The 11,933-nt window shown below is 65.0% G+C and carries 12 protein-coding genes; 6 read left to right on the forward strand and 6 right to left on the reverse strand.

Annotated features, from left to right (window positions below; translation table 11 throughout):
* Positions 1-34: 34 nt before the first annotated feature.
* Positions 35-385, forward strand: coding sequence for a DUF6665 family protein (locus MTX21_RS16625; RefSeq protein WP_280965857.1), 351 nt, complete (start codon positions 35-37; stop codon positions 383-385).
* A 36-nt stretch (positions 386-421) separates the two neighbouring features.
* Here the strand turns inward: MTX21_RS16625 and MTX21_RS16630 are convergent, their stop codons facing one another.
* The gene (locus MTX21_RS16630) at positions 422-1,630 is read right to left on the reverse strand and encodes an extensin family protein (RefSeq protein WP_280965858.1); all 1,209 of its coding nucleotides are present in this window, start codon (positions 1,628-1,630) and stop codon (positions 422-424) included.
* Positions 1,631-2,137: 507 nt separating this feature from the next.
* Between MTX21_RS16630 and MTX21_RS16635 the strand changes: the two genes are divergently transcribed.
* Positions 2,138-3,556 carry a FecR domain-containing protein gene (locus MTX21_RS16635; RefSeq protein WP_280971076.1) on the forward strand — a complete coding sequence of 473 codons (1,419 nt, stop codon included), beginning with the start codon at positions 2,138-2,140 and terminating at the stop codon, positions 3,554-3,556.
* A gap of 175 nt (positions 3,557-3,731) precedes the next feature.
* Here MTX21_RS16635 and MTX21_RS16640 read toward each other — a convergent pair whose 3' ends face one another.
* Both MTX21_RS16640 and asd read right to left on the reverse strand, forming a co-directional pair.
* A complete protein-coding gene (locus MTX21_RS16640; RefSeq protein ID WP_280965859.1) occupies positions 3,732-4,298 on the reverse strand; it encodes an NUDIX hydrolase in 567 nt (188 codons plus the stop codon).
* A gap of 71 nt (positions 4,299-4,369) precedes the next feature.
* A complete protein-coding gene (asd, locus tag MTX21_RS16645) occupies positions 4,370-5,233 on the reverse strand; it encodes an archaetidylserine decarboxylase (RefSeq protein WP_280965860.1) in 864 nt (287 codons plus the stop codon).
* 35 nt (positions 5,234-5,268) lie between these two features.
* Between asd and MTX21_RS16650 the strand changes: the two genes are divergently transcribed.
* Positions 5,269-6,933: an aminotransferase class III-fold pyridoxal phosphate-dependent enzyme gene (locus MTX21_RS16650; RefSeq protein ID WP_280965861.1), complete on the forward strand. Its 1,665-nt coding sequence runs from the start codon at positions 5,269-5,271 to the stop codon at positions 6,931-6,933.
* 311 nt (positions 6,934-7,244) lie between these two features.
* Here the strand turns inward: MTX21_RS16650 and MTX21_RS16655 are convergent, their stop codons facing one another.
* The 3 genes from MTX21_RS16655 to MTX21_RS16665 all read right to left on the reverse strand — a co-directional run bounded on the left by MTX21_RS16655 (position 7,245) and on the right by MTX21_RS16665 (position 9,809).
* Positions 7,245-7,904 carry a hypothetical protein gene (locus MTX21_RS16655; protein ID WP_280965862.1) on the reverse strand — a complete coding sequence of 220 codons (660 nt, stop codon included), beginning with the start codon at positions 7,902-7,904 and terminating at the stop codon, positions 7,245-7,247.
* 127 nt (positions 7,905-8,031) lie between these two features.
* On the reverse strand, positions 8,032-8,721 hold the full coding sequence (locus MTX21_RS16660; RefSeq protein WP_280965863.1) for a methyltransferase domain-containing protein: 690 nt from the start codon (positions 8,719-8,721) through the stop codon (positions 8,032-8,034).
* 35 nt (positions 8,722-8,756) lie between these two features.
* Positions 8,757-9,809 (reverse strand): glycosyltransferase family 1 protein, encoded by a 1,053-nt coding sequence (locus MTX21_RS16665; RefSeq protein WP_280965864.1) that lies wholly within the window; start codon positions 9,807-9,809, stop codon positions 8,757-8,759.
* Between the two features lie 274 nt (positions 9,810-10,083).
* On the opposite strand from MTX21_RS16665, the gene MTX21_RS16670 reads away from it, so the two are divergent.
* The 3 genes from MTX21_RS16670 (at position 10,084) to MTX21_RS16680 (ending at position 11,726) form a co-directional block, all read left to right on the forward strand.
* Positions 10,084-10,800: a L,D-transpeptidase gene (locus MTX21_RS16670; protein ID WP_280965865.1), complete on the forward strand. Its 717-nt coding sequence runs from the start codon at positions 10,084-10,086 to the stop codon at positions 10,798-10,800.
* A 180-nt stretch (positions 10,801-10,980) separates the two neighbouring features.
* Complete coding sequence (locus tag MTX21_RS16675; protein WP_280971077.1) at positions 10,981-11,340, forward strand: c-type cytochrome; 360 nt, start codon at positions 10,981-10,983, stop codon at positions 11,338-11,340.
* A gap of 110 nt (positions 11,341-11,450) precedes the next feature.
* Positions 11,451-11,726 carry a GIY-YIG nuclease family protein gene (locus tag MTX21_RS16680; RefSeq protein ID WP_280965866.1) on the forward strand — a complete coding sequence of 92 codons (276 nt, stop codon included), beginning with the start codon at positions 11,451-11,453 and terminating at the stop codon, positions 11,724-11,726.
* The last annotated feature ends 207 nt before the right edge of the window (positions 11,727-11,933 follow it).

The raw sequence follows: 11,933 nt of genomic DNA on the forward strand, positions 1-11,933 counted from the left end.
TTGCTAGCGTACCCCGCGACGCTATACATAAGCCATGTCCCGCGATCTTCACCCTCTCCGCACGCCGGTCGACGTTCTCAATTATGAGATCGCCCAGGAGCAGGCCTCTGCGTTCGGGCGGATGGGGCGCGCGCTGGAACAAGCGCTCGCGAAGCTGCGCGAATTCGATGCCAGCCATCCGCCCTCGGATGCGCCGGCATCGACGCGGCAAGCACGGCGCGCCCTGGTAATGGAGGCCGGTCACGCGCTTTGGATGTTCGTGGTGCAGCGGGAGGCATGCGGCATGCGCGACAGCCGTCCCGTCATGCGCGACTACAACGTGCCGGGCGAAGTGCAGCACTGCATGGGGCTGGCCCCAGTTGCCTCGACGCGACCTGCAAAGTGACTTGCCCAATCCAACGATCGCACGCGCACGCCCGCCCTACTCATCGGCGAACTCGTCTTCCTCGTTGACCTTGTGCTTGCTCTTGCGGCCGAGCGAGCCCGTCACGTAGGGATCGCGCGTGTTCGCATAGGGATTGCGCCGCTGCGCGCGGGCGGCGACCTCGTCGCCGGAGACCGCGGCCGGCTGGCAGATCAGGCGGCCGCTGGCGCGCCGCATCAGGTCGACGTGGATGTGATCGTAGTGATAGACGTTGGAGCCCGGCGCGAGCACGGTGGTGAAATGCGCGCACGCCCCTGATTGCACGTCGCGCAAAAAGCCCTGCTCTTCCGGCAGTCCGCGCCAGCCGTCCTTAACCGAGACGCGACGGCCGTCGGCGAGCACGAAGGCGGCGATGTCGAGCGCGTTGCCGAAGGCGTGCTCGGAAATATGGGCATGCGGATTGCCGTTCATGCCGCGGCAGGAATAGGCAGAGATCTGCTTGATCTCGACCACGCGTTGGCCGAACCAGCGCGTCGCCGACGGCTGCACGGTATCGGCCAGCCAGCGGTCGAGCTCGGAGACGATCGGGCAGGCGAGCGTCGCGGTCGGCTTCACTGCGACCGGCCCGACGGCTGTGACGGGATTGCCCTGCACAGGACCGAGACGCGGCGGCGGCTGTTGCGCGGGAGCCTGCGAATAAGGTGCCGCCGGCCGCGCCGGATAGCTCGGCGTGTTCATGTAGCGCGCAGCACCCGCAGCATCGGTGCCGTCGGGCGGCAGATCGATCTCGTCCTCCTGCGGCGCCACGCCGGGCGCGCTCAGCGAGACCGGGCCGGACGATGCGCCATAGCCCGACGGCTGGCGCGCGGTGCTCTCGGGATAGCTCGACCGCTGCGGATACCCGGACGACGTCGGATAAGGCTGGCTTGGCGGATAGCTCGACTGTTGCTGCGTCACCGGCCAGCGCGGCTGGTTGCCGATGCTCGCGGGCGGGCGCAATACTTCGTCGGCAAAGCCATAGCTGCTCGAGGCTTCGCCGATCGCGGCGACCTTCAGCGGAAATTCGGCACCGCAGACACCGGGGCCGGAGATCGGCTCGACGCGGACGATGTCCGCGCTCTCCTTCACCGCGCCCGATTTCAGGCACGCGGCTTCCGCCTCGGCCCGCCACGGTTCGCGTTCGGCCTGGAAGAAGCCGCGTCCGCAACCCGCGAGCGAAACAAGGACGATGGAGCCGACGAGATACAAACGAACTCCGCGCGTCATGCACGCACGTTCGGTGAATTTACTTAAAGACTCTTCAACGCATTGATTTCAGCCTTCTTTAACCATGCAGGGCGGGCGCACGCTGGATCAGCGGCAGCACGGCTTACTTTTTCAAGAAGCGACTCTCTGTTAACCATATTGGTTGCGCGCAAATCGGCGCGATCAGCGGGAGCATCCCAGGGAGCAACGTCATGACGTTCGTCGGAAGACTGAGCGTTGTCACTGCGTACCTTGCCATGGCCTTTGTCGCCGCCATCGTGCTCGGCATGATCTAGAGGCCTTCAACCGACCGCATCACGGACTTGCCCGAGAAGACCCCCGCATGGAGAGCGGGGCCTGCATGGTTCGAGAGGCGGGCAAGAGCGCGTTCCTCACCATGAGGAGTGAGAGTGGGTTTGAACGTTCGATAATCCCGTGCGACAGACGTTCATCGGCCATTCAGCCGGCCCCGGCTGAAATCGGTCGATCTCGCCTCGCGTTCTCACCGGGACTTCATCAGTGGCATTTTTGGTGGCTTGGCGCCGCTTCGTGTTCGCGCTTGCGCTGCTGGCGTCGCCGCTGGCCGGCGCGAGTGTCGCGTTCGCATCCGATACAATCGAGGTTGCGCAGGCTCAAACCCAGCCACAGGCGCAGCCGGCACCCGAGCCCTCCCCGAGCCCGGCCGCTTCGCCGACACCTGCGGCTGATGCGCAGCCTGCCGAGGAGCCGATCGGCAACGTCGCGACCGTGACCGGGATCGCCACCGTGATCCGCGACAAGAACTCCTATCCGCTGAAGGTGCGCGACGACATCTATCTCAACGACATCGTGCAGACGGCATCGAACTCCTCGCTCGGCATCACCTTCAACGATTCCACCACGTTCAATCTCTCCGCCAGCGCCAAGATCACCATCGACAATTACGTCTATGAGGATGGCGGCAAACAGAACGCCGCGATCTTCGACATCGGCAAGGGCACGGTCGCGTTCGTCGCGGCGGCGGTGGCCAAGACCGGCGACATGAAGATCACGACGCCGACGGCGACGCTCGGCATTCGCGGCACCACCGGCGTCGTCGACGTGCCGGCGACCGCGAGCACGACGGGAGCGACTGCGAACAACGTCAACATCAAGCTCTATCCGGACGCTGACGGCCGGGTCGGACATATCGATGTCAACGACCGCACCAGCGGCACGCGGCTCGGCGTGCTGACGCAAGGATCGAGCGGGTTTGCGATCCGGCCAGGCGCGGGCGGCCCCGGCGGCGTGCGCTTTGCCGCGGTACCGATCACGATCGCGCCGCAGCAGGTCGCACGCGACCGCGCCTTTGTGACCCAGGTGCATCTGGCGCAGACCACGGGCCGGCAGATCGTCACCGAGCAGCGCGATTTCCGCCGCGCCAATCCGACCGCGAGCCCGCGCATCCCGCGGCCGCTCCAGCAACAGCGTCCGGCGGCGCCGGGACAACAGCCGCAGCGTCCGAACGGCCTGCCGGGTCAGAACCGTCCGGGTCAGCAGCAGCCGGGCACGCCGAACCGTCAAGGCCCGCAGCAGCCGCAACGGCAAGGCACGCAGCCGTCGCAACAGCGTCAAGGACAAGGCGGCGCCGTGCAGCCAGGTACGCCGCGCACGGGCCAAGGTCAGCAGGGCCAGCAGCAGGGTGCGGGACAACCGGCAGGCGTGCCACGCGCCGGCCAAGGCACGCAGCCGCGCGGCGCGCCGCAGGCCCAGCCGCCCCGCAACCGACAGCCCCCCTCGCAGCCCGGCGGCGCCACTCCGCCGCAACCCGGCAGGGCGCCGCAGCCGCAAACGCCGCGCAGCGGATTGCAGCCACCGCCCGCGGCTCAGCAACCAGGCGGCGTGCAGCGCCAGGACCTCCAGCAGCGCCTGCCCGGCGCTCCGCGCAAGCCGGCGCCTGCGCCGAAGGAGAAGAAGGAGCGGAGGTGAACATGCTCCCCCTCCGTCATTGCGAGCGCAGCGAAGCAATCCAGAATCCTTCCGTGGGGGGACTCTGGATTGCTTCGCTGCGCTCGCAATGACGACTTGGAAGGAGCTGGCGCTACCCGAGCCCTCCAACTTGCGGATGCTTTCCTCACCTGCAAACAGGCGCGGTAAAAAGAGCTTACGCCTCGCCGCGCAGCCAGGCTCTCACCCTTTGCAACAGGCCATGACGCAGCTCCTCGACGGATGCCGCTTCCGCGGCCGTCAGCGTCTGCATGGCGGCATCGACATCGCCGGCAGCAAGCGGCGGCGTGGCCTCTGTATCGGCCGTCGCGAGGCCGGCGGCGGCGAGCGCGATCGGGCCGATCTCAGTCAGGAAGGCGCGCTCATATTCGCGCGACAGGCGCGCGATCGCATTCTCGAGCGGCAGCCAGTCGACCGCCTTGATGTCGTTCGTCAGCTTGCGGACGGGACCGCCCTCGGCCTCCATCCGCCAGAAATGCACGACCTTGGAGCGTCCGCCCGACTGGTAGACGAGCGTGCCCAGGAATTCATGGATGGCGACGTCGTGGCCGGTCTCCTCCAGTACCTCGCGGTGCGCGGCCTTTTTCGGCGTCTCGCCATCATCGAGCTTGCCCTTGGGCAGGACCCATTCATTGCGCTTGCGCTGCCGCACGACTGCAACCAGCGGCGTCACGCCACGCCGCAGCACAATACCACCCGCCGCCAGCACCGGCGCCCGCGCCATCACTCGTTACCTGTCGTGTCGTCGAATCGTCCCCGCGGACGATATAGGCGGCCGACACGGCGGATTGAAGGCTACCTTCGCCTGAGCAGCGCTTGACCTGCGCGGATGCGCGTGCCCTCGGCGATGCCGTCGCAGAATGTAAAATCGCCGGGCGCGAGGATGATGATGGTCGAGCCGTGCTCGAACCAGCCGAGCTCCTCGCCCTTCGTCACGCTGACGTTGCAGGAGAAATTGACTGGTCCCGGCGTCTGCGCGTTCAGCACCATGTCGAGGAAATGCAAGCGGATGCTCGCGACCAAGATGGCCGCGACCGGCACCAGTGTCACGGCCTCGCCGGTTGCGAGATGCGTGCGGATTACCACGCGCTCATTCTTGCAGAACAGGCGCTCGACCCGCTTCAACGCGATCGGGTTGACGTTCCAGACGTCGCCGTGGATGAGCGTGACGCGTTCGATATGCGCGTCATAGGGCGCGTGGAAGCGGTGATACATGCTCGAAGTCAGCCGCAGCGTGACGAAGGAGCCGTTGCGGTGCTGGTCGACCAGTGCGGAGTCGCCGACGAGGTCGAGCAGCGAATAGGGCGCGCCCTTGACCTGGAACAACTCGGTATCGGCAATCCGGCCGTGGGCGCCGACGATGCCGTCCGACGGGCTTGCGACGACCGCGGGATCGGGATCGAACGGCCGCAGGCCCGGCTTCAGCTCGCGGGTGAAGCAGTCGTGCAGGCTCTTGAAATGGTCTTTTCGCGCCTCCGACAGATCGAGGTCGGAGAACAGCTTCCACAGCGCGATCGAGCCGTCCCGAACCAGCGGGTTCTCGATCTTGGAGAACCAGCCCATGAAGCGGGTCAGAGCCGCGCGGGGGATGCGGTTGGTCAGCAGGAAATTGATGTCTTCCTGCTGGGTGAAAGAGGCGATGAGGGCTTTGACTGTCATGAATCTGTCAGCTCGTAAGGTTAGCGCTTGTTGTCATGGAAACGACACTCCCGATTCTCTCTTTGTCCGTGGCCGCCGCAGCGTCCGCTGCCGCCGCCTTCCCGAAGATCAAGGCGCGGATCGAGCTGTCCCGCGCCAAGCACCGCTCGCTCTCCGGGCACTCCAAGATGTCGCGCCGGGTGGCGCGGCTGATCCCGTTCTACGAGTTCGATAGCAACGACTACTTCGCCTGCGACGGAGCGCCGGCGAACATCGCAAGCCAACGCAAGGACGGCTTCTTCCGCCTCGCTGCCCTCTACGCCGAGCGCTACCCCAAGGGCCGCGCGATGACAAAGGAAGCGGCGGAGAAGATCTCCGACCTGAACTTCACCGAGAGCTACCGCGTGCCGTTCCAGTTCTCGCGCCTCGTGCGCGAGCACCTGGGCACCTCGACCTTCATGGAGTCGTCGAGCGGTGTCACCGTCAAGGATGTCGACGGCAACGTCTCCTACGACCTCACCGGCTCCTACGGCGTCAACATTTTCGGCAACGACTTCTATAAGGAGTGCATCGAGGGAGCCGAAAAACGGGCGCATGCGCTCGGACCGGTGCTCGGCCCCTACCATCCCGTCATCCTGGAGAACGTGGCACGGCTCTGCCAGATCTCCGGCCTCGACGAAGTCTCCTTCCACATGTCCGGCACGGAAGCTGTGATGCAGGCCGTGCGGCTGGCGCGTTACCACACCAAGCGCACACACCTCGTCCGCTTTGCGGGGGCCTATCACGGCTGGTGGGGCGACGTGCAGCCCGGCGTCGGCAACCCGGTTACCGCGCACGAGACCTACACGCTCGCCGAGATGTCGGAGAAGACGCTGCACGTGCTGCGCACGCGGCGCGACATCGCCTGCGTGCTGGTCAATCCGCTGCAGGGGCTGCATCCGAATGCCAACGCTCCCGGCGATTCCGCGCTGGTCGATTCTTCCCGCGGCGGCAACTTCGACCGCCAAGCATACACCAAGTGGCTCATGAGGCTGCGCGAGGTCTGCACCGAGCGCGGCATCGTGCTGATCTTCGACGAAGTGTTCGTCGGCTTCCGCCTCGCGGCCGGTGGTGCCCAGGACTATTTCGGCGTGCGCGCCGACATGGTGACCTACGGCAAGAGCCTCGCCGGCGGCCTGCCGGTCGGCGTGGTCTGCGGCAAGAAGGAGCTGATGCGCCGCTTCCGCGACGACCGCCCCGCCGACATCTGCTTCGCGCGCGGCACCTTCAACTCGCATCCCTACGTCATGACGGCGATGGACGAGTTCCTGAGCCGGCTGGCGAGTCCGAACTTCCGCGTCGTCTATGACGGGCTGGAGGAGACCTGGAACGGCCGCGCGCAAAAGCTCAACCAGATGCTGGAGGGCGCCAGCCTGCCGGTACGCGTCGCCAACCTGTCCTCGATCTGGACGGTGAAATACACCACACCGTCCCGCTACAACTGGATGCTGCAATACTATCTGCGCGCCGAAGGCCTGTCGCTGAGCTGGGTCGGCACCGGCCGGCTGATCTTCAGCCTCAATTACACTGACGCCGATTTCACTGAGGTTGCCGAGCGCTTCGTCCGCGCGGCAGAGAAGATGAAGGCGGACGGCTTCTGGTGGCACGACCCGAGCCTCACCAACAAGCGCATCAAGCGGCAGATCCTGAAGGAGATGCTGGCCAAGCGCTTCGGGCGCTGAAGTCATTTCCGTCACCGCAAGCACCGCTCGTTCCTCCCCCTCTCCCCGCTCCTCGCGGGGAGAGGGTTGGGGTGAGGGCCTGCTTCCGCAATCACGATGAGAGCTGGACTCGCGGAGACTCCCCCTCACCCGAATTTGCGCTACGCGCAAATTCGACCTCTCCCCGCAAACGGGGAGAGGTGAAGCGAGCATGCGGCTCGGTTGTGTCACCTCCGAAGTGTCCTGCGGGAGTGCCAAGACGTGGATGCCCGGGACGAGCCCGGGCATGACGCAACCTATCGACATCGGAGTGTTTGGTGCGAGCAGCGTGCTCAGGCGTGCTGCTCTTCGAGCGTGGGCTCGCCGATGAGGCCCAGCGTGTGCTCGGGGTTGAGGTGCAGGCCGGGATCCATCAGCTCGCCGCGCATCAAGGCGAGCGGGGCCTTGTGATAGAGCATCAGGTCGTGGAACGGGTCAGTCAGGATCTTGGTCATCCAGACGAGGCCGGTCTCGACGTCGCGGATGAAGAACAGATGCACGGTGCGGAACAGAAGACCGCCGATGCCGACTGCGAGCCAGATCTTTGCAACCTGACGCATGAAGTCGGTCGCGCCCGCCCAGGGCTTGAACAGGCCGAACAGCGTCGGATCGACGAACAGCACCAGCGGCGACAGCGCCCAGATCGACATCAGCACCACCTTGCGCTGCAGGTTGTAGCCGACCTTGATCTCTTCCTTGTGCTCATGCGTCGCCTGGTTGATGTGGTCGTAGCCATGCGGCTCGAAGAAGAAGTGACCGGCCTGGCGCGAGGTCATCGAGACCAGCCAGCCGACCAGCGCTGAGATCACGGGATCGATGAAGATCCAGACATAGGCGAACAGGAAGCTCAGCGCGCTGACGAAGTGCAGGCTCTGATTGATGCGGCTGTGGTGGTAGTAGCGATGGTCGTCCCAGCGCTGGATGCGCAGATGCTCGAGGTAATTCTTGATCATGGTCTCCCCCAAAATGCTTTCGGGCTCGGGATTTACAGAGATTCGATGTAGGCCGTGTGACAACATCATTTTGTCATGTGACGACACGCAGCGGCGCGATGACGCACGCGAAGGCGTGAGCCAGAGCTCAAGCCGCCTTGGCGACCTCGACCTTGCGGAAGCGCACCAGCGAGAAATGGCCGAGCGGCGGGATCAGGCGGCGCTCGGCGAGCTCGATGCCATGGGCGCCGGCGAGCCATTTCGCATAGCGCGACCAGGCGAACTCGGCGGTGCGGAAGCCGAGCGGACGCACCACTGGCTGCAGCTTCTGCTCGATGAAGCGGCGCATGCCGGCATCCGCGCTGACGCGGGTCAGGATGATCAGCTCGCCGCCGGGACGCAGCACGCGGGCGAATTCATCGAGCGCCTTCTCCGGGTTCGGCACGGCGGTGACGACATATTGCGCCATCACGACGTCGAAGGAGTTGTCGGGGAATTCGAGCTTCTCGGCGTCCATCACCGCGAGGCCCTCAACGTTCTTCAGCCTCTGTTCCTTCACGCGCTGGCGCGCTTTGTCCAGCATCGCTTCCGAAATGTCGGTGCCGAAGATGCGAACGTTGCTCGCGTACATCGGCAGCGAGATGCCGGTGCCGACGCCGACTTCGAGCACGCGGCCGCCGATCTTGTTGGTCGCTGCGATCGCGGCCTGGCGCCCCTTGGCGAACACGCCGCCGAACACGAGGTCGTAGACGGGCGCCCAGCGGTCATAGGCCTGCTCGACCGTACCGCGGTCGAGGTCAAGCTGGTGGGTGCCGTCAAGGTTCATGATCTTAGCCATCGATGTGGTTCTCGCTGTGGTTCAAACGGTGGGATTCAACCGCGCACCGGCCGCCGCGCCATCACCGGCGAGGCGCGCAGCGAGCGGCTGGGCTGAAGTGAGGTGAGATTGCCGACGAACTGACGCGCACTGTTCTCCCAGGAACGCTCGAGCGCGAAGTTGCGGCAGGTCTCGCGCGACATGGTGAGCGCATGCAGACAAGCCGCGCGCAGATCGTGGTCGATCGCACCGATCGGATGATCGGCGATGACGTCCTTGGGACCCGTGACCGGGAAGGCCGCAACCGGCGTGCCGCAGGCGAGCGCCTCGAGTTGCACGACGCCGAAGGTGTCGGTAAGGCTCGGAAACACGAAGACGTCGGCAGCGGCAAGATGCGAGGTGAGGTCCGCGCCCTTCTTCTCGCCGAGGAAGACGACGCCCGGATACTTCCTTTCGAGCTGTGTCCGCTGCGGGCCATCGCCGACGACGACCTTGGTGCCGGGCAGATCGAGCGAGAGGAAGGCCTCGAGATTCTTCTCAACCGCCACGCGGCCCATGGTCATGAAGATCGGCCGCGGCAGATCGAGCCGTGCCGGATTGTCGGGATTGAACAAATTGGTGTCGACGCCACGCGTCCAGAAGCCGAGCCGCTTGAAGCCGCGCGCGGAGAGCTCCTGGCGCAGCGAGGGCGTCGCCACCATGGTCATGGCGGCAGCATCATGGAAGTGGCGCAGCACGGCATAGCCGACTGCTGCCGGGATGCCGGTCCGCACCGAGACGTATTCGGGAAAGCGCGTGGTGTAGGAGGTGGTGAAGGCGAGCCGGTTGCGGCGGCAATAGGCACGCGCGGCCCAGCCGATCGGGCCTTCGGTCGCGATATGCAAGGCTTCCGGCGCCGCCTTCTCGATCCGCCGCGCGATCTCCTTGGCCCTCGGCAGCGCGACGCGCAGGCCTGGATAGGTCGGCAGCGGCCATGACGGAAAGCCGTCGGGGGTCAGGAATTCGATATCGACGTCAAGCGCCTTGGCGGCGCCCGCGAGCGAAGTCAGCGTCCGGACCACGCCGTTAACCTGCGGATGCCAGGCGTCAGTCGCGATTAATACCCGCATGGGAAAATCCCGAGAGTTTGATGATTCTCGGCTAGCGACCTTCAACGAAGGATATTTCAGGCGTGTGACGTCACATAAGTGTCGGCAGAATGTTTTGTTGGGATTGGGACCGCGGCAGCCACGAAACTGTCATGAAACAATTCTTGCCGCGACGAAACCGTTTTCGATTTTCAGCGCAAACGTCCCGAAACTTCTTTCCGTTAGTGATTTGGGCAACGGAGCACTGGAAGCGGTGCCGCGGTGATCAACAACACCGAGCAAACAGGGGCGATCAATGTTCAATCTGGACACGTTCAAGACGTATTCGCGCGCCGTTGCCGTTGGCGCAGTTGCGATCTCCGCGATCGCGTTCGCCGGCCCCGCCAAGGCGGCGCCCGTGCAGCTCTTCCCCTTCTTCCAGCCGCTGCCGCCGATGACCGCGCCGCAGCCGGCCCAGCCGTATCAGCCCTACCAGGCTACGCCCTATCAGGCCGCGCCGTCCGAGGATCAGGATCAGGTCGAGATGCCGGCGCGCTTCCGCCGCCAGACCGTTGCTTACGCGACGCGCGAGGCGCCGGGCACCATCATCATCGATACGCCGAACACCTATCTCTATTACGTGCTCGGAGGCGGCCAGGCCATTCGCTACGGCATCGGCGTCGGCCGCGATGGCTTTACCTGGTCCGGCATCCAGTCGGTGACCAAGAAGGCCGAGTGGCCGGATTGGACCCCGCCGCCTGAGATGATCGCCCGCCAGCCCTATCTGCCACGCCATATGGCCGGCGGTCCCGGCAATCCGCTTGGTGCCCGCGCCATGTATCTCGGCGGCACCATCTACCGCATCCACGGCACCAACGCCCCCGAGACGATCGGCAAACACGTCTCCTCCGGCTGCATCCGCATGACCAATGAGGACGTGACCGATCTCTACTCTCGCGTCAGCGTCGGCGCCAAGGTCGTGGTGCGGCCGATGACGGAACGCCGCGCGGAGCTCGGCAGCGCGACGCGGTAAGCGACAGGACATTGTGACGCAAACGGCCCCGGAACCCACCGGGGCCGTTTTCGTTTGCATGGAGTTCTCTGAGCAACATCGCCAGAGACGCAGACGCGCGATCTTAGGGAGGCGCAGATGCAACCCGGCCAGCAAGTGCTGAGAAGCCGATGGGCGTGCTCGATTGCTGCCGTCGGATTGATGTGGCTGTCAGCGCCCGGGTCTGTCGCGCAGCAATCAACCGCGACCACCGATGAGGCGGCCCATCAGGCCTTCAACAATTCTTGCCGCACCTGTCATTCCGTGAAGGAGGGCGACAATCGTCTCGGCCCAAATCTCAACGGGATCGTCGGACGAAAGGCCGGCTCGCTGCCGGACTACAACTACTCCCCCGCGATGAAGGATGCAGGCTTCGTCTGGGACAAGGACAAGCTCGCGCGCTTCATCGTCAAGCCGGACGAGGTCGTGTCGGGCAACAAGATGCAGCCTTATGGCGGCATTTCCCCGGACGAAGCGGCCAAGGTGGTCGCCTATCTGCAATCGGCGTCAGAGCAGCGGTAAGCAGACGAGCGCGCAAATTGACACCGGCGGCACTTGCCCAAGATCGCGATCGCCAGTTAGCCTCATCCTGAGGAGACCGCGAAGCGGTCGTCTCGAAGGATGGGGCGGGCATGACGGCCGAAGGCGCGTACCTCTACATTCTCAAATGCGCGGATGGCAGCTACTACATCGGAACGACGCGGACCGAGCTTGAGCTCAGGATTGCACAGCACAACGCCGGCACATTCGGCGGCTACACCAAGTCACGCAGGGCCGTGACGCTGGTCTTCTCGCAATGGTTCGATCGGATCACCGACGCGATCGAATGCGAACGCAAACCCAAGAAATGGAGCCGCGCCAAGAAGGAAGCTTTCATGCGCGGCGATTTTGCTGAGCTCTTTTGCTGAGCTCCACGAGTCGGCGACGCGTGGGTCTCATCATCCTTCGAGGCGCCCGCCTATGGCGGGCTCCTCAGGATGAGGGTACTGAATCGCGGCAAGCAGACCGTCGCTCTTGGGCCGCCATGCTCGGCCTGTTCGAGGAGGTCTTCGGGCAGAAGCTGCGCTGATGCGAACGGCCCCGGCGACACCGGGACCGTTTCGTTTTGCGCTGAT

The sequence above is a fragment of the Bradyrhizobium sp. ISRA430 genome, from assembly GCF_029909975.1.
Taxonomy (GTDB): Bacteria; Pseudomonadota; Alphaproteobacteria; order Rhizobiales; family Xanthobacteraceae; genus Bradyrhizobium.